Origin of the sequence: Anaerococcus marasmi, from assembly GCF_900290195.1 — a bacterium.
GTDB lineage: Bacteria > Bacillota > Clostridia > Tissierellales > Peptoniphilaceae > Anaerococcus > Anaerococcus marasmi.
This window is the reverse complement of sequence record NZ_OLMF01000004.1, coordinates 1,934,095-1,952,113: the sequence shown is the minus strand read 5'-3', so window position 1 is coordinate 1,952,113 and position 18,019 is coordinate 1,934,095. Positions and strand designations below refer to the sequence as shown.

The following is an 18,019-nucleotide window of genomic DNA, read 5'->3' as shown; positions in this document are numbered from 1 at the left end:
TCTTTCTTAGGTTGTTTACCATTTTCCTTAGGAGAAATAGTATTTCCTTTTTCATCGACGTATTCTGTTACTACTTCTGGAGTAGGTGTAGTAGTTTTCTTCTTGTAAATATGTTTTGTATTACCTTTTTCATCAGTTTCGGTTCTTACAAATTCATATCCTTTAATATCTTTCTTAGGTTGTTTACCATCTTCCTTAGGAGAAATAGTATTTCCTTTTTCATCGACGTATTCTGTTACTACATCTTTAGTAGGTGTAGTAGTTTTCTTCTTGTAGATGTGTTTTGTATTACCTTTTTCATCAGTTTCGGTTCTTACAAATTCATATCCTTTAATATCTTTCTTAGGTTGTTTACCATCTTCCTTAGGAGAAATAGTATTTCCTTCTTCATCGACAAATTCTGTTACTACTTCTGGAGTAGGGGTAGTTTTCTTCTTGTAAATATGTTTTGTATTACCTTTTTCATCTTTTTCAGTTTTTACAAATTCATATCCTTCGATGTCTTTGTTAGGTTTTGTACCATTTTCCTTAGGAGCAATAGTCTTACCATTTTCATCGACAAATTCTGTTACTACTTCTGGAGTAGGAGTTGATTTCTTTCTGTAGACATAAACTACGTGAAGGTCTCCCTCAACTACATTACCATTAGCATCAGCAGAGCCATCAGCCATTTTTACAAATTCATAGTCTTCGAAATCTTTTTGTGTTGTATTGTAAATTTCGCCAACTTTAGCATCTGTCTTAACTGCTGTTTCTTCTTCGATAACATTTCCATCTTCGTCCACATATTTTACATAGACATTGCCAGTCTTTTCTTGAGGAATTTCTATTGGCTTATAAACATAAGTTACGTATTGATCGCCTTCTTGAACATTGCCATTAGCGTCAGCAGATCCATCGCCCATTCTTACAAATTCGTATCCGTCAAATGTTTTTTGTTCTGTTGTATAAGCTTCTCCAATCGGAGCATTTTCTTTAACTACATCATTTCCTAAAGTTTCTCCATCAACTGTTACGTATTTAACGTATACATTACCTTTCTCACCTTCTGGGTCAACTTCAGGAGTCTTAACTGGTTTGTATACATAGGTTACATACAAGTCACCATTAACTACATTACCATTAGCATTTGCAGAATCATCTGCTATTTTCGCAAATATATATCCTTCAAATGTTTTTTGTTCTGTTGTGTAGTTCTCTCCTACAGGAGCATCTTCCTTTACAGCAGTGTAATCTTCAAGAACAGTTCCATCTTCAGTTATATATCTTACATAGACATTTCCCTTTTCCTCTACAGGATTATCTATCTTCTTGTATACGTATGTTACGTGTTGGTCGCCTTTTTGAACTTCTCCATTTGCTGGCGCAGAACCATCTGCCATTCTTGCAAATTCATATCCATCAAATGTTTTTTGTTCTGTTGTATAATGGTCTCCTACTGGAGCATTTTCTTTAACTACTGATTGTTTATCTAAAACAGTTCCGTCTTCTGCTACATACTCAACATAAACATTACCTTTATCAGTTTCTGGGTCTGGAGTTTTATTTTCTTCAAATACCCATGTTCCTACGAAGTTTTCATCTGCTTTATCTATTGTTTTATCTGTTTTATCGTAGTTTTTGAATACCCATTTTCCACCTTCTACAGGTACTTCTGTTTTTTCTGGTTGAGTTGGAGTTACTTTTTCTCCGTCTTTTTTACCTTCTTGGTCAGCTGGTCTTAGTTTGTTAACTTCTTCTGGTAATTCTTTTCCAGTTGTTCCTGATTTGAATTCGTGGGTTACTTTGTATTCTTTTGGTTGTGGTTCTTCATCTTTTGTGAATACCCATGTTCCTATTACGTGTTCATCTGCTCCATCGATTTTTGCAGTTTCTTTATCCCACGCTTCAAATGTCCATGTTCCTTTGTTCACTTCGTCTTTTACTGATGTGAATTCTTTTGGTGATGGAACTTCTGTACCATCTGCTAGTTTTTCTTTTGCAGTTGGAAGTTGATCTAATACTCCTTTTGGAAGTGTTTCTGGTGTTCCTTCTGCGTCTGATGGTTTGAATTCGTAGTCTACTTTGTATTCTTTTGCTTTTGGAGTAAATTCCCATGTTCCTACGAAGTTTTCGTCTTTTCCTGATATTACGGCTTGTTCTCTATTATAGCCTTTAAATTCCCATGTACCATCACTTACTGCTACTGTTGTTTCTTTTGGTTGGGTTGGGCCTACTGTGCTTCCGTCTTTATTACCGCCTTTGTCAGCTGGTGTTAGTTTTTTAACTTCTTCTGGTAACTCTTTGTCTGGTGTACCTGATTTGAATTCGTGAGTTACTTTGTATTCTTTTTGTTTTACTGGTTTGTATACGTAGATTACGTGTTGGTCGTCTTTTTTAACTTCTCCATTTGCTGGGTCTGAATTTTCATCCATTCTTACGAATTCGTAGCCTTCAAATGTTTTTTGTTCTGTTGTATATTTTGTTCCAACTTCTGCGTTTACTAGTACTCCACTTTCAGGTTCTAGTTCTTTTCCGTCTTCTGTTACGTATTTTACGTATACACTTCCTGTTTCTGGTTTAGGTTCATCTTTTGGTGTGAATTCCCATGTTCCTACAAAGTGTTCGTCTTTACCATCGATTGTTGCATTTGATCTGTCGTAGCCTTTGAATGTCCATGTTCCTTCTGATGTTGTTACTTCTTTTTGTTCTGGTTCTGTTGGTACGACTGTGTTGCCATCTATTTTTCCTGTTTGGTTTTCTGGCAATAGTGCTTTTACTTCGTCTGGTAATTCTTTTCCAGCTGTTCCTGATTTGAATTCGTGAGTTACTTTGTATTCTTTTGCTGGATCTGGAGTTTTGTCTTCTTCAAATACCCATGTTCCTACGAAGTGTTCATCTGCTTTATCTATTGTTGCATCTGTTTTATCGTAGTTTTGGAATACCCATTTTCCACCTTCTACAGCTACTTCTGTTTTTGCTGGTTGAGTTGGGGTTACTTTTTCTCCATCTTTTTTACCTTCTTGATCAGTTGGTAATAGAATTTTGACTTCGTTTGGTAATTCTTCGCCTGGTGTACCTGATTTGAATTCGTGAGTTACTTTGTATTCTGTTGGTTGTGGTTCTTCATCTTTTGTGAATACCCATGTTCCTGTTACGTGTTCGTCTGCTCCTTTGATTGTTGCAGTTTCTTTATCCCACGCTTCAAATGTCCATGTTCCTTTGTTTATTTCGTCTTTTACTGATGTAAACTCTTTTGGTGATGGAATTTCTGTACCATCTGCTAATTTTTCTTTAGCTTCTGGAAGTTGATCTGTTACTCCTTTTGGTAGTATTTTTGGTGTTCCTTCTGCGTCTGATGGTTTGAATTCGTAGTCTACTTTGTATTCTGTTGGTTTTGGTTCTTCATCTTTTGTGAATTTCCATGTTCCTGTTACGTGTTCGTCTGCTCCTTTGATTGTTGCAGTTTCTTTATCCCACGCTTCAAATGTCCATGTTCCTTTGTTCACTTCGTCTTTTACTGGAGTGAATTCTTTTGGTGATGGAACTGATTTACCATCTTCTAGATTTTCTACTTTTTCTGGTAGTTGATCTAATACTCCTTGTGGTAATTCACTTGGTGTTCCTTTTTCTTTTGATGGTTGGAATTCGTAGTCTACTTTGTATTCTGTTGGTTTTGGTTCTTCATCTTTTGTGAATTTCCATGTTCCTGTTACGTGTTCGTCTGCTCCTTTGATTGTTGCAGTTTCTTTATCCCACGCTTCAAATGTCCATGTTCCTTTGTTCACTTCGTCTTTTACTGGAGTGAATTCTTTTGGTGATGGAACTGATTTACCATCTTCTAGATTTTCTACTTTTTCTGGTAGTTGATCTAATACTCCTTGTGGTAATTCACTTGGTGTTCCTTTTTCTTTTGATGGTTGGAATTCGTAGTCTACTTTGTATTCTGTTGGTTTTGGTTCTTCATCTTTTGTGAATTTCCATGTTCCTGTTACGTGTTCGTCTGCTCCTTTGATTGTTGCAGTTTCTTTATCCCACGCTTCAAATGTCCATGTTCCTTTGTTCACTTCGTCTTTTACTGGAGTGAATTCTGTTGGTGATGGAACTGATTTACCATCTTCTAGATTTTCTACTTTTTCTGGTAGTTGATCTAATACTCCTTGTGGTAATTCACTTGGTGTTCCTTTTTCTTTTGATGGTTGGAATTCGTAGTCTACTTTGTATTCTGTTGGTTTTGGTTCTTCATCTTTTGTGAATTTCCATGTTCCTGTTACGTGTTCGTCTGCTCCATTGATTTTTGCAGTTTCTTTATCCCACGCTTCAAATGTCCATGTTCCTTTGTTCACTTCGTCTTTTACTGGAGTGAATTCTTTTGGTGATGGAACTGATTTACCATCTTCTAGATTTTCTACTTTTTCTGGTAGTTGATCTAATACTCCTTGTGGTAATTCACTTGGTGTTCCTTTTTCTTTTGATGGTTGGAATTCGTAGTCTACTTTGTATTCTGTTGGTTTTGGTTCTTCATCTTTTGTGAATTTCCATGTTCCTGTTACGTGTTCGTCTGCTCCATTGATTTTTGCAGTTTCTTTATCCCACGCTTCAAATGTCCATGTTCCTTTGTTCACTTCGTCTTTTACTGGAGTGAATTCTTTTGGTGATGGAACTGATTTACCATCTTCTAGATTTTCTACTTTTTCTGGTAGTTGATCTAATACTCCTTGTGGTAATTCACTTGGTGTTCCTTTTTCTTTTGATGGTTGGAATTCGTAGTCTACTTTGTATTCTGTTGGTTTTGGTTCTTCATCTTTTGTGAATTTCCATGTTCCTGTTACGTATTCGTCTGCTCCATTGATTTTTGCAGTTTCTTTATCCCACGCTTCAAATGTCCATGTTCCTTTGTTTACTTCATCTTTTACTTCTGTGAAGTTTGTTGGTGATGGAACTGATTTACCATCTTCTAGATTTTCTACTTTTTCTGGTAGTTGATCTAATACTCCTTGTGGTAATTCACTTGGTGTTCCTTTTTCTTTTGATGGTTGGAATTCGTAGTCTACTTTGTATTCTGTTGGTTTTGGTTCTTCATCTTTTGTGAATTTCCATGTTCCTGTTACATGTTCGTCTGCTTTATCTATTGTTGCAGTTTCTTTATCCCACGCTTCAAATGTCCATGTTCCTTTGTTCACTTCGTCTTTTACTGGAGTGAATTCTTTTGGTGATGGAACTTCTGTACCATCTTTTAGCTTTCCTTTTTCTTCTGGAACTTGTTTTAATACTCCTTCTGGAAGTTTGTCTGGGGTTCCTGCTGCGTCTGATGGTTTGAATTCGTAGTCTACTTTGTATTCTTTTGGAGTAAATTCCCATGTACCTACGAAGTTTTCGTCTTTTCCTGTTATTGTGGCTTGATTTTTATCGTAGCCCTTAAATTCCCATGTACCGTCACTTACTTCTACTGTTGTTTGTTCTGGCTGGGTTGGTCCTACTGTGCTTCCGTCTTCATTACCGCCTTTGTCAGCTGGTGTTAGTTTTTTAACTTCTTCTGGTAACTCTTTGTCTGGTGTACCTGATTTGAATTCGTGGGTTACTTTGTATTCTTTTGCTTTTGGTGTAAATTTCCAATAGCCTGTTACTTCTTCTGTGCGGTCTTCACCTATTGTGTCCTTATCAATTGTTACTGAATCATTATCCCATTTTTCAAAAGACCAAGTTCCTTCATCAGTTTCGACATCTTTGAAAGTATCAGCTTTTGGTGAGTCAACCGTCTCGCCGTCTGCTTTTTCTTCTACTGGCTTAGGTAGTTGTTTTTTAACTTCTTCTGGGAGTTCTTTTGGAGTTACTCCGTCATCAGAAGGTTCGAATTTATAAACTACCTTGTAGGTGTCTTCTACCAAACCTGCATCGATGTCAGTTAAATGTTTATTTGGTTCAAGGGTTATTGGTGCTGTTTTATTTGTCTTGCTATCAAAGTCTGAGTCAACTTCAACATTTGTTCCATCACCTTTAATGGTTAATTTTTGTCCATCTTTTGGTACTATTTCTACTATATAGTCTCCAGCTGCCAAGTTTTCAAATTTATAATTACCCTCAGGGTCTGTAACTTGGTCTTCTACAGGATTTCCATTAAAGTCTTTTACTGGATTTCCATCTTTATCAAGAAGTCTTACAGTTACACCTGCTGCTGGTTTCTCTGTAGGATCTTGGATACCATCTTTGTTCCCATCTAACCAAACTTTATCTCCAATTGATGATGGTTTTTGTAGTCTTAATGAAGCTCTAAATAAATCCCAGTTTTGATCTCCTTTAAACCATTGTCCACCAATATGAACACTTTCAGTGTTTATTACGTTCATACCATTGATTCCATCTCCGTTAGCTGGATCTCCTCCGATCTGATTTGCAAAATATGCATCATGCGTATTATATTGTGCTTTTGGAAACTTTGAATATGGTGTTGCTTGATGGTATAACTTGAAAGTAACTTCATCAAATGTTCCCTTTAATTTAACACTGCCTGTTCCTGCTGGTACTAGTGAAGGACTGTTTACATTGTACTGTCTTCCATACCCATCTTGGAATCGAATCCAGTTGTATCCATCATTATCTACTACTGCTCTTGTGTAAGTATTTCTGTCTTTTACTTGAATAATGTTATTATCCACAGTTAGATTTGAGTTTGATGCTACATTTTCTAAAGTAATTCCTTCAGTTGCAAGATGTAAATTTGTGCTGTTAAATGAACCCAAGCCTACAAGAATCATTCGTCCATTGGAAAGGTATGAACCAACTCTACTTACATAGCCACCTAACCCTGATAAGTCTAATATTGGGTCTGTAACTTTTCTATCAAATTTAAAAGTTACACTACCTACTTCATATTCTCCATCAGAGTTATATTTTTGCCATGATCCTAAAGGACCACCAACGCCATTACTTGGTTGGGTATTCATCCCCAAAGCTGGAATTGATCCTGGATCTGGATTTCCATAAAACATACCAGCTGTTGCTCCATAAGCTGCTTGGTTATTTCCGTTAGCAGATAAGTAGGATGCTCCATCATTCCTATCAGCCTGTTTAACAAATGTTGCTGTTACGCCTATATCATCTATTGAAGCTTTCCCTGTAGAAAAAGCTCTATTAGCATTTTTGACTGTAAACTCAGTTGTTATATCATCTGACATAGTCCAGCCAGTATTAACATCAAAATCGTTACCAGATACTGCATAAGATGTATCTGATCCTGGTAGCATTAGCGCCATTGATAGGGCACTTGCTGATAATAATAGCGTAAATTTCTTTTTACAATTCATATTCCCTCCTTTAATTGTTATTTTAAAACACTTTATTTCCTATAGTCAGTCCCCTAGTTCTGACAATTTATTCCAATTACAATATACCACAAAACTAAATTTTTAGTAGAACATATTATATATATCTTATGTTAAAAAAATAGCAGACATCTTGCCTGCTATTTTTAAATATTGCTAAATTGTTTCTGGCTCTTCATAGTCTACGCCAAAAGTTTCTACAGTTACTGTCTTCATCACTTGGTCTTCTTTTGGTTTGTCTTGGAAGTCAGTTTTTGTTTCCGCTATCTTATCAACAACATCCATTCCTTCGATTACCCTGCCGAAGGCTGCGTATTGGCCATCTAGGTGAGGGCTGTCTTTGTGCATTACGAAAAATTGGCTGCCTGCACTATCTGGCATCATAGATCTTGCCATGGAGAGAACTCCTCTGTCGTGTTTTAGGTTATTTTCAAAGCCATTTGCAGCAAATTCTCCCTTGATAGCATAGCCAGGGCCACCGATTCCTACTCCTTCTGGGTCTCCTCCTTGGATCATAAAGCCTTTGATTACCCTATGAAAGATTACTCCGTCATAGAAATTGTGACCTATAAGTGAGATAAAGTTTCTTACTGTGTTTGGAGCAACTTCTGGGTAGAGTTCTGCCTTGAAAGTATCTCCATTTTCCATTTCAAATGTTACTATTGGGTTCTTGTTTTCCATATTTCCTCCTTAGTTTTTGAATGAGTGAACAGGGGCTGGTATATGACCGCCTCTTTTAATCATTTTATCTGAATTGGAATTACCTATGTCTATAATTGGTGCATAGCCTAAAAGCCCACCAAACTCTGCATAATCTCCTACTTCCTTTCCTGGAACAGGGATTATCCTTACTGCAGTAGTTTTGGCATTTATCATTCCTATTGCCGCCTCATCTGCAATCATAGCAGAAATTGTAGCTGAGCTTGTAGATCCTGGAATTGCAATCATATCAAGACCAACAGAGCAAACAGAAGTCATAGCTTCTAGCTTATCAAAGGTCAAATGTCCTCCATCTACTGCCTTAATCATCGCTTCGTCTTCGCTCACTGGTATAAAGGCTCCAGAAAGTCCTCCGACAGAAGCACTTGCCATAAGGCCACCCTTTTTTACAGCGTCATTTAGAAGGGCTAGGGCTGCTACTGTTCCGTGTCCTCCTACATTATCTATTCCAATCTCTTCTAAGATTCTTCCTACAGAATCTCCTATGGCAGGAGTTGGGGCTAGGGATAAGTCTAGTATTCCGAAGTTTTTGCCAAGCCTATCGCAGACATCTCTTGCTACAAGCTCGCCCATCCTGGTAATTTTGAAGGCTGTCTTTTTGATAATTTCGCAGATTTCATTAATAGGAAGCTCATCCTTGCCTGAGATTGCTGCTTTTACTACACCAGGACCTGAAACTCCGACATTAATTACTGTATCGGCCTCACTTACTCCATGGAAGGCTCCTGCCATGAAGGGATTATCCTCTACTGCATTTGAAAATATTACAAGCTTGGCACATCCTAGGGCATCTGTATCCTTAGTTCTTTCTGCCAAATCTTTTACGACTTCCCCGCACATGGCTACAGCATCCATGTTGATTCCTGCCTTGGTTGAGCCGACATTTATACTGGAACATACTAGGTCAGTTGTAGATAGGGCTTTTGGGATAGATTTAATCAAGATCTCATCAGCCTTGGTCATGCCCTTTTGAACTAGGGCAGAAAATCCCCCTATAAAGTCAACTCCAACATCCTTAGCCGCCCTGTCGAGGCATTCGGCAAAGGGAGTGTAATCGTCAAGGTCTGTTGCTGCCGCAATAAGAGAAATTGGTGTAACAGATATCCTATTATTAATGATTGGCACACCATAGATTGCAGAGACTTCCTTGGAAGTCTTGATAAAGTCCTTGCTTTCTCTTAGGATTTTATCATAAATTTTATCACATGCTTTTTTATAATCTTTGTCTATACAATCAAAAAGAGAAATCCCCATGGTGAGGGTCCTGATGTCGAGATTTTCCTCATCTAGCATTTTGATTGTTTCAATAATATTATTCTTATCCATATTAAATCCTGTGCATAGCGTCAAAGAGCTTTTCGTTTTGGATTCTTATTTCGAGATTGTTCGCATCGGCCAATTCATCAAAGGCTTTCTTAATTTCAGCAAAGTCTACCTTTGACTTTGTAAAGTCGATATTAAACATTCCTACAAATTGGTCTTCCATTATAGTTTGGCTTAGATCAAGGATATTGATGTTGTATTCATATAAAACTTTAGAAATTTTATAGATAATTCCTTCTTGATCATTTCCTATGACTGTTAGTATAGCTTTCATTTCTTCCTCCTAATGAGCCTTTTCCTACTTATGATTTTACCCTTTTATTAATTAGTGCAAAGAAAAATAGCCACTAAAGACTTTAGTGCAAGAAAAAAGACTAAAACCATCAAGGTCTTAGTCTAAGTTTTTGATTCTGATTAGTTTTTGTTTTTAAAGTAAGCACTCCGTGGAGCCGCTACCAGGGCGCGGATAATTTCTTCTATTGGCCAGACGGGCCTATCTTCTGCTTCGCAGAACCACTCCGTGGTGGGCACTCAATTAGCCAGTTAAACGACCCTTGATTTGGGCGCTCTAAGCCGCTTGGGAATTCTCGGGCTTCGCCCTGCGACCACTCCGCGGAGGGTCTTCTATTGGCCAGACGGGCATTCTGCTGCGCAGAACCATTTCATGGAGACTCCTCCACGAGCCGGAGGGGCTCACTTAATACCAACCATTATTAGCCCAAAATGCTTGAGCGTTTTCCCATGAACCGTATCTTCCGTATACGTATGAGTCTGCTGCTGCTTCTTGTTCTTCTGGGCTTGCTCCGTAGCCTACTAGGGATGGGTTTAGTTGGTATCTTCCGTAGTAGCCACCAGCTGGGTTATATGCTGTGTATGATCCACCTGATTCTCTTTGAGCTATCCATTCTTTTGCCCAGTTTGAATCTCCTTGGTATGAAGAGTAGTCTTCTTCGTAGTAGTCACTAGCTGGCTCTTCATAGTAGTAGTCTTCTGCTGGTTCTTCGTAGTAATATTCTTCTGTGTATGTGTATGTTGGTTCTTCATACGTTTGGTATGAAGCTTCGTTATTATTACTTACTGGTGCTTTAGCTTTATTTTGAGCTTTTTCGTTTCTTTCTTTGAATGATTTTAGAAGGTTGTTGTATACGTATCCTTCTTTACCATCGAATTTTACTTTAACATATCCATTATCTGCTTCTTCGATAACTTCAACTACATCGCCTTCTTGTAGAACGCTTATTACATTTGATGAAAGTTGAGCTTCATCTCTGAAGTTTGCTGGAGCAATAACTTCTGTTTCAGCTGTTACGTTGAACCATGGTGTTCCTACGAATGCTTCTTTTCCTTCGAAGTCAATTCTGTACCAGCCATTAGCTTTTCCAAGAATTTCGTAAGATTTGTTTTCGTCATTGATTGTTCCAATAACATTGTTTACTTCTTTAGCACTGCTTCTTACGTTTACTGCTTTTGCCTTTTCTGTGTTAAGTTCGATTCTGTCAGCCTTTGCTTCCTTTGATCCGAAAGTAAATACTGATGGTAGTACTAGCGCTGCTGCTAGTGCGTATTTTGTGAATTTGTTCATATATATCCTCTTTCTAATTTTCAAATTTAATTTTACTTGTAATAATAGTTACAAAATATTAACAACTGTTTTTCACAAGACCTATTGTACCTTTAAATTGTGTGAAAATTATGTAGATTATGATTTTTTTTGATATTTTCTTAGAAATATTGATATATATGGTTTTCCCTGGACTTTTTTAGATGATTTTATCAAATATTTTATTAAATTCATAGATTTTTTTCATTATTTTTCTATATTTCTTACATAACAGCTATATTTTTTTCTTCCTTTTAGCGAATTAAATTGTAACAAATGTAATCTCTTGTGATTTTTTCTTTAAGCTTAGCCCCAATTTCCTAATTATTAGCCCAAAATTTCCTAAAGTAGTATAATCCTCATAGAATTTATATGAAAGTGAGCAAAGAATGATTAATGTCTATATTTTATGTGGTGGACCTTCAAGCGAGCATGATATCTCTTTAAGAAGTGCCCTTAACATAAGCAAGAATTTAAATGAAGAAAAATATAAGATAAAGTTGGTATATATTAATAAGAAAGGAGCTTACTCAGAAAGTTTCGATAAGATCGATACTGATAATGAGTTTGACCTAGTTAGGGAAGTTAAGGAAAATAGGACAAAGTCTATTGCAAGTTTCCTCGACTGCCTATCTAAGGAGGATTATTCAAAGACTATTGTAATTCCTGCAGTCCACGGAACTTATGGAGAAGATGGAACCATCCAAGCCCTCCTAGATGTTATAGGAATTGCCTACATAGGAAATGGCCTTCTATCTTCAGCAATCTGCATGGACAAGGTTACAAGTAATGATATCTTTGAGAAGAATAAATTAAGCCAGGCCAAGTATCTCTATACTAATAAGGATGGCTTTGATAGTGACTTCGCTGATAGATGTATCGGAGAGATTGGTCTTCCTCTTATAGTAAAGCCTTCTGCTAATGGGTCTTCTGTCGGGGTAAGCAAGGTTACAAGTAAGAAGGAACTTCTAGCTGCTGGAGAAGAATCCTTAAAGTATGACAAAAAGGTCCTTGTAGAAGAGCTAATCGAAGGCCAGGAAATCGAGTTTGCTCTTGTAGGCTACATGAATCCAGATGTCTCTGAGCCTGCAGCCTATATCTCAGACCACACCTTCCTCGACTACGATGCCAAGTATTTTTCTAAGTCTACCAAGGAGACTCTTCCTTATATACTAGAAAAAGAAAAGCTTGAAGAGGCTCAAGAATTTGCAAGAAGAGCTTACGAGGCTTGCGGCTGTGAAGGCTTTGCCAGGGTTGATATCTTCCTAGGCAAAGATAATAATTTCTATGTCAATGAGATCAACACCTTCCCTGGATTTACCCCTTCATCATTTTTCGCAAGACTTTGCGAGCTTATGTATGATGAAAGCTTTTCGGAAGTTTTGGATAGATTAATAGAAGATGGATTTGAAAGGTGGCAGAAATGATAGAAAGAAATCTAGGCGAAATCGCCAAAATGATCGGCGGAGAAATCTCAGATGAAAAATACGCTAGTCTTAAAATCAAGGGAGTATCTTCTGATTCAAGGACAATCCAAGAAGGAAACCTCTACATTCCCCTAATCGGAGAAGTCTTTGACGGAAGACTTTTCATCAAGGAATGTGAAGATAAGGGTGCCTCTGCCTTTCTAGCAGATCGTGATTGTAAGATAAAAGGAAATATATCCATTCCTTATATAAGAGTCGAAGATACATTAAAGTCTCTCCAAGATTTGGCAAGATCCTACAGGAGCGAGCTAAAAGATATTAAAGTAATAGGCATCACAGGATCAAACGGAAAGACAACTACCAAGGACCTTCTCTACGAAGTCCTTAAGGAAAAGTACAAGGTTCAAAAGACTATAGGAAACTTAAACAACGAAATAGGAGTTCCTAAAACTATCCTATCCCTTGATGAAGATACAAATATCGCTATAGTAGAGATGGGAACAGATAGCTTTGGAGATATATCTCTTACTACAAATATATCAAAACCTGATATTGCAATCATTACGAATATTGGAGATAGTCACCTAGAAAATCTCAAGACCAAAGAGGGAATCTTAAAGGCTAAGATGGAAATCGTAGAAGGCCTAAGCCCAGACGGATATTTCATATATAACGGTGATGATCCTACAATGAAAAAGGAAATCTCCTCCTATGAAGTAAAACAAAAGATGATATCTTTCGGAGAATGTGATGATAATGACTTCGTAGTAAAAGCCTCTGGTGATAATAGAGGAAATGTAAAATTCTCCCATGATGGAGAAACTTACACCATTCCCCTACTTGGTAGCCACAATATCTACAACGGAGGAGTGACAGTTCTAGTCTCTAGCCTTCTTGGCCTAAGCAATGATCAGATCAAAAAGGGACTTTCTGAAGTAACTCCTGCCAATAATAGGTCTAGTATAATAGAACTTGAAGGTTTCGATGTCTTGGATGACTGTTATAAGTCAAACCCTCAATCTCTAAGAAGTGGCCTTGAGACGACTAAGCTTCTAGGTGGCTATGATACCAAAATCCTAGTGCTCGGTGATATGCTGGAGCTTGGAGAGAGCGAAAACGACCTCCATTATGAAGTAGGAAGCGAGATTGACCCAAAAGATATTGACTATTGTCTCTTCTTTGGTAGCCTTTCTAAACATATGTATGAGGGAGCCTCAGAGAACTTCTCCAAGGATAGGATCTTCCACTTCACCAGCAAAAATGATCTCATAGACAAGCTAAAGTCTCTGATAACAAAATCTAGCCTGGTCTTTGTCAAAGGCAGCCATGGCATGCACATGGAAGAAATTATAGAAAGTATAAGCAAGTTAAAATTATAGGAAAAATTAGAAAAGAATTAGAAAAGAAAAGAAAGGAAAGGAAGAATAATGATTTATACCGTAACCTTAAATCCATCAATTGATTTATTTGTAGAACTTAAAAATCTCAATCTCGGTGGACAAAATAACATCGTCCAAGAAAGATCCATACCAGGAGGAAAGGCCCTAAACGTATCAAGGATCCTCTCCTCCCTTAGAATTCCAACCATAGCTACAGGATTTACCGGAGGCTTTCAGGGAGAATTTATCAAAGATTGGCTAAACAATGAAAACATTAGTACCAATTTCGTCAAGATGGAAAACCACAACAGAACAAATATCAAACTTTTCGAAAACAAACAAGAAACCATGATCAACTTCCCAGGACCAACCATCAAAAGCGAGGAAGTAGACGAATTAGTTTATTATCTATCAAGAGTAAGAGAAGGAGACACCATAATCTTTGGTGGATCTGTTCCTCCAATGGAAGATGGACTCGATAATGATATCTACACAAGGCTCGTATCAGTAGCTACAGCAAACGGAGCAGAATTCGTAGCAGACGTACCTGCTAGATACCTCCTCGATATGGTCAAAGAAAAACCAATCCTAGTTAAACCAAACAGTGAAGATATCGAAGAAATATTCAATGTTAGAATAGAAGATAAAAAAGACTTCATCCCTTACGGCAAAAAGCTCGTAAATATGGGGGCAAAATATGTAATAATCTCCTACGGTGCGAGTGGATCAATGTTCTTTGTCGGAGATGATGTCTACGAATCAACTCCACTAAAAGATGATAATGAAATAATAAATACTGTTGCCTGCAGAGATGCTATGATTGGTGGTTTCGTAGGAACCATGGTTCGTGATGGCGACCCAGTAGAATCATACAAGGTCTCAGTTGCAAGTGCCTCTGCCACAGCAAGAGTCCTAGACCTCCCATCAAGAGAAGAGATCATGAATATGCTTCCTCTTGTCAATATCGAAAAAATTGGATAAAAATATAGTCCTGGAACTTAGATAAACTAAGCCAGGACTTTTTCTATCAAAAATCTCTTCTTTTATAGAATTTTATAGATAATATTATCGATAGGAGAATTACAATTATTACTACTATAATAGAGATCCCTAAGAATAATTCTATATGCGAATCTATGAAATTAAAAACACTATCCAAGTCTTCTATTAAAAATCCTCCAAGTATTCCCAATATTCCTATAATGAACATAGGCAAAAACGCAAAAGTTTTAGCTTTGGTATAACCATATTTAAAAAATATCGGATACTGAATAGAGGTAATTAATCCATAAACCAAGAAGTTTGTTAGAATAAATAGAAATATTTCTTTAGTAAAGACCAAATCGCTAACAAGTGTTAGTAGTATATAATAAATAATCCCGATTATGCTTGTAGCTATATATATAAGTCCAGCAAGCGTGAATCTACCTATTACTACATCTTTCGGATTAATTCCAAAAATCCTATAAAGCCCATCTATGCCAGAATTTTCCCCTATCAAAAATGGATATGATGAGAAAAGCATAGCGAAGATCATAGTTATAGATATTATCATGGAAGGGCTATTCATAAGTTTAGTATAAACAAAGGCCAAAATCGTCATTATGAGTAAGTTCTTTAGGGTAAAATACGGTTTGATTGATATATAATCAAGTTTAATTAATTTCCTAATATCCATTACTTCCTCCCATATAAAATCATTATTTGTTCAATCTTTGCTCTTTCTGCTAGTAAGTCAGGATTTTCTATGTAGCCTTCCTTTAACACCAAGGCCTCAAAGTTTACATTAGTCTTCTTTACTCCCAAAATATTACAAGGAGATAATTTCTCATAATCATCTACTCCGCCCTTAACTATAAGGAATTTGTCATAAAAATCATCCTTACTGCCCTCATAGACAATATTTCCTTCATCTATAAAGATAAGAAAATCAGCAATCCTATCTAAGTCTTGGGTGATATGGGTCGAAAATAAAACCGTATGGTCCTCGTCCTCCTCCATAAAATCAAGGATCAAATCGACTAATTCATCCCTCATAGAAGGATCAAGTCCACTGGTAGGTTCATCTAGAATGAGGATTTTCGCCTTATGAGATAGGGCGATTGATAGCATTAGTTTTATCTTCATTCCTCTTGAAAGCTCGCTTACTTTTTTCTCTTTTGCTATATCGAACCTATCCAAATACTTATAAAAAGTTGAAGAATCCCAATTTTTGTATCCAAGGTCCATCGCCTTATCTACAAGATTCATATTCCAATCTTTGGCAAGGAAGGACTCATCCATTACAAAACCAATGTCCTGAAGATAATTCAAATCAGTTAACCTTTCTCCATCAAGCAGAATCTCTCCATCGTAATTAATTAGAGATAAAAGTGCCTTGATTGTAGTTGTCTTACCCATTCCATTTTTGCCAATAAATCCAGTTACAAAACCTTTCTTTATAGAAAAATCATTAGGTCCTAGACTGAACTTATCGTAATTTTTCTCTAAAGCCTTTGCCAATATCTTATCAGTCATTGAAATCTCCTTCATACAAATATTCCAATATTTCGATCAAATCTTTCTTCTCCATTTCTAGATCCTTAGAAATCTTAATCGCATCCAGTAGAGCTTCTTCGAGATTTTTCTGTTTTTCCTCTATCCTTAGTTTGGGATCGTCTTCTCCTACAAAAGTCCCAAGCCCTTGTTTCGAAACAATAAATCCTTCCTTTTCTAGTTCATCATAGGCTTTTTTCACAGTAAGAATAGATATGGAAAGCTCTCTTGCAAGAGACCTTACAGAAGGAAGCTTTTCTCCTGCTTTTAGCTTTTCTTTTAGGATCTCTTCTCTAATCGCATCCCTAATCTGTTCATAAATGGGCACTGGTGATCCATTTTTTATAATAATTTTCAAATTCTTCCCCTCTTCTCTATAACAGTATATAACAGTTTATAACACTTGTCAATGTAAATAAAAAATTCCCCCACCCATAAAGATGAGAGAATGTTCATTCATAAAAATATTAAAAAATGTGATTTTAAAATCTTTAAATTACCTGATCCAAGCTGATGTCGCTAACCGCATCAAGAGTATAAGAACAAACGCTTACTATTTCTTCCCAGTCTGTTTCATTCCGTGGAAAGTCTTTTATTCCTACCACTTCAATACCTACTTTTTTTGCCATTTCGATAGCATATAGAGCGTCATCATATAAGATAATTTGTTCAGGATCTCTTTGTAGTTTTTTAGCAAGCGTTATCCAAAACTCTCTTTGTGATTTTTTTAGTCCAGTATTATCAGCAGTTGCTATTAAGCTAAAGTAATCATAAATACCAAGCCTTTTAAAAGCTTTGACTATGCAGTATGAACTAGACGATGATGCTACTGATAGTTGAACTCCCTTACCATAAAGATTTTTTATTGTCTCTATCACGCCTTCTTTGGCTTCCACTTCATTAGAGTATTTATACTCTATCGAACTTTGAAAATAATAATAGACTTCTTCGAATGTCATATCTTTGGCAATTGTATCTGCTATATACTTGCTCATTCCCTCAATACTAAGAGATTCTATTGTGTCTTTTATATCCTTGTCTAGACTATCCATAGTATAACCATATTTTTCCAATAAATTATTCTCAAGCTCTAACCACATCGGCATAGAATCTAAGATTGTCCCGTCAACATCAAATATCAAACTTTTCATAAAACCTCTTCCATAACTCCCTTCTCAATTATCAATTTAATCTATACAAAGTGCACTAAATTCATAAAATATTTCAACGTCATTTTAGATTTCAAAGATTTTCTAGTCGTTTTGTTTCTATAGCTAGTTACAGAAACATTATTCTCTTCACTACTAAGTCTAAAATCAGTTTGATTTGGTAGCTAATCTTTTTTATTGATTCACTTGAATTTTCATTTAAGTAAATTTAACTTGGACAACCGAGATCTCAAAGGAATATCGGTAAATTATGCTTATTAAAGATAATTTTACAATTTGAAAATCCTTTTCTACAACCGGATATTATTAATTTTACAAATTTATAGGTATTTGAATCAACTATTTTTCTGAAGTTTACTCGATACTTTCCTCAAAATTTACAGCATTACTCTATCTTAATTGCACTATTGTGGTCAAAAAAATGTACACTATTTTGATACTCCTCAATCCTTCCATACAATGTAAGTGTATCATTAATTTCTTTATATTTCATTTGAATATATTTTATTAATTTTACCATCAAATTCTAAATAAAAAGTGATATGCTAAGCACATCACTTTTTAT

The 18,019-nt window shown here is 36.4% G+C and carries 12 protein-coding genes and 3 pseudogenes; 3 read left to right on the top strand and 12 right to left on the bottom strand.

Features of this window, described 5'->3' with window-relative positions; genetic code table 11:
• From C7D97_RS10875 to C7D97_RS09685, 8 genes and pseudogenes are all read right to left on the bottom strand, one after another.
• On the bottom strand, positions 1-671 hold a 671-nt coding region (locus C7D97_RS10875), incomplete at its 3' end, for a MucBP domain-containing protein (RefSeq protein ID WP_476692331.1).
• Positions 660-2,483, bottom strand: a pseudogene (locus C7D97_RS10870) (MucBP domain-containing protein); the annotation flags it as partial. The pseudogene C7D97_RS10870 and the gene C7D97_RS10875, both read right to left, overlap by 12 nt.
• Positions 2,484-2,573: 90 nt before the next feature.
• A pseudogene (locus C7D97_RS10865) lies at positions 2,574-3,119 on the bottom strand (SHIRT domain-containing protein); the annotation flags it as partial.
• 54 nt (positions 3,120-3,173) lie between these two features.
• A pseudogene (locus tag C7D97_RS10860) lies at positions 3,174-6,326 on the bottom strand (SHIRT domain-containing protein); the annotation flags it as partial.
• Positions 6,327-7,457: 1,131 nt separating this feature from the next.
• Positions 7,458-7,982, bottom strand: a complete 525-nt coding sequence (locus C7D97_RS09700) for a peptidylprolyl isomerase (protein WP_105301831.1) — start codon at positions 7,980-7,982, stop codon at positions 7,458-7,460.
• 9 nt (positions 7,983-7,991) lie between these two features.
• Positions 7,992-9,347 carry a PFL family protein gene (locus tag C7D97_RS09695; RefSeq protein ID WP_105301830.1) on the bottom strand — a complete coding sequence of 452 codons (1,356 nt, stop codon included), beginning with the start codon at positions 9,345-9,347 and terminating at the stop codon, positions 7,992-7,994.
• Between the two features lies 1 nt (position 9,348).
• On the bottom strand, positions 9,349-9,618 hold the full coding sequence (locus tag C7D97_RS09690; RefSeq protein ID WP_105301829.1) for an ACT domain-containing protein: 270 nt from the start codon (positions 9,616-9,618) through the stop codon (positions 9,349-9,351).
• Positions 9,619-10,041: 423 nt separating this feature from the next.
• Positions 10,042-10,926, bottom strand: a complete 885-nt coding sequence (locus C7D97_RS09685) for an aggregation-promoting factor C-terminal-like domain-containing protein (protein ID WP_105301828.1) — start codon at positions 10,924-10,926, stop codon at positions 10,042-10,044.
• A 407-nt stretch (positions 10,927-11,333) separates the two neighbouring features.
• Between C7D97_RS09685 and C7D97_RS09680 the strand changes: the two genes are divergently transcribed.
• Genes C7D97_RS09680 through C7D97_RS09670 form a run of 3 tightly spaced genes read left to right on the top strand, consistent with a single transcriptional unit; the run spans position 11,334 to position 14,731 of the window.
• Positions 11,334-12,371: a D-alanine--D-alanine ligase family protein gene (locus C7D97_RS09680; protein WP_105301827.1), complete on the top strand. Its 1,038-nt coding sequence runs from the start codon at positions 11,334-11,336 to the stop codon at positions 12,369-12,371.
• Positions 12,368-13,750 (top strand): UDP-N-acetylmuramoyl-tripeptide--D-alanyl-D-alanine ligase, encoded by a 1,383-nt coding sequence (locus C7D97_RS09675; protein ID WP_105301826.1) that lies wholly within the window; start codon positions 12,368-12,370, stop codon positions 13,748-13,750. The genes C7D97_RS09680 and C7D97_RS09675 overlap by 4 nt, the downstream gene beginning before the upstream one ends.
• Positions 13,751-13,798: 48 nt before the next feature.
• Positions 13,799-14,731, top strand: a complete 933-nt coding sequence (locus C7D97_RS09670) for a 1-phosphofructokinase family hexose kinase (protein WP_105301825.1) — start codon at positions 13,799-13,801, stop codon at positions 14,729-14,731.
• 46 nt (positions 14,732-14,777) lie between these two features.
• Here C7D97_RS09670 and C7D97_RS09665 read toward each other — a convergent pair whose 3' ends face one another.
• The 4 genes from C7D97_RS09665 to C7D97_RS09650 form a co-directional block, all read right to left on the bottom strand.
• Positions 14,778-15,428 carry an ABC-2 transporter permease gene (locus tag C7D97_RS09665; protein ID WP_105301824.1) on the bottom strand — a complete coding sequence of 217 codons (651 nt, stop codon included), beginning with the start codon at positions 15,426-15,428 and terminating at the stop codon, positions 14,778-14,780.
• Positions 15,428-16,267 (bottom strand): ABC transporter ATP-binding protein, encoded by an 840-nt coding sequence (locus C7D97_RS09660; RefSeq protein WP_105301823.1) that lies wholly within the window; start codon positions 16,265-16,267, stop codon positions 15,428-15,430. The genes C7D97_RS09665 and C7D97_RS09660 overlap by 1 nt, the downstream gene beginning before the upstream one ends.
• A complete protein-coding gene (locus C7D97_RS09655; protein ID WP_105301822.1) occupies positions 16,260-16,643 on the bottom strand; it encodes a GntR family transcriptional regulator in 384 nt (127 codons plus the stop codon). Before C7D97_RS09655 ends, C7D97_RS09660 begins: the two co-directional genes overlap by 8 nt.
• A gap of 133 nt (positions 16,644-16,776) precedes the next feature.
• A complete protein-coding gene (locus C7D97_RS09650) occupies positions 16,777-17,436 on the bottom strand; it encodes an HAD family hydrolase (RefSeq protein ID WP_105301821.1) in 660 nt (219 codons plus the stop codon).
• Between the last annotated feature and the right edge of the window lie 583 nt (positions 17,437-18,019).

Bases quoted from the DNA above. Each gene is read 5' to 3' on its own strand.
- C7D97_RS09700 (WP_105301831.1), bottom strand. From the start codon at position 7,982: ATGGAAAACAAGAACCCAATAGTAACATTTGAAATGGAAAATGGAGAT.
- C7D97_RS09695 (WP_105301830.1), bottom strand. From the start codon at position 9,347: ATGGATAAGAATAATATTATTGAAACAATCAAAATGCTAGATGAGGAA.
- C7D97_RS09690 (WP_105301829.1), bottom strand. From the start codon at position 9,618: ATGAAAGCTATACTAACAGTCATAGGAAATGATCAAGAAGGAATTATC.
- C7D97_RS09685 (WP_105301828.1), bottom strand. From the start codon at position 10,926: ATGAACAAATTCACAAAATACGCACTAGCAGCAGCGCTAGTACTACCA.
- C7D97_RS09680 (WP_105301827.1), top strand. From the start codon at position 11,334: ATGATTAATGTCTATATTTTATGTGGTGGACCTTCAAGCGAGCATGAT.
- C7D97_RS09675 (WP_105301826.1), top strand. From the start codon at position 12,368: ATGATAGAAAGAAATCTAGGCGAAATCGCCAAAATGATCGGCGGAGAA.
- C7D97_RS09670 (WP_105301825.1), top strand. From the start codon at position 13,799: ATGATTTATACCGTAACCTTAAATCCATCAATTGATTTATTTGTAGAA.
- C7D97_RS09665 (WP_105301824.1), bottom strand. From the start codon at position 15,428: ATGGATATTAGGAAATTAATTAAACTTGATTATATATCAATCAAACCG.
- C7D97_RS09660 (WP_105301823.1), bottom strand. From the start codon at position 16,267: ATGACTGATAAGATATTGGCAAAGGCTTTAGAGAAAAATTACGATAAG.
- C7D97_RS09650 (WP_105301821.1), bottom strand. From the start codon at position 17,436: ATGAAAAGTTTGATATTTGATGTTGACGGGACAATCTTAGATTCTATG.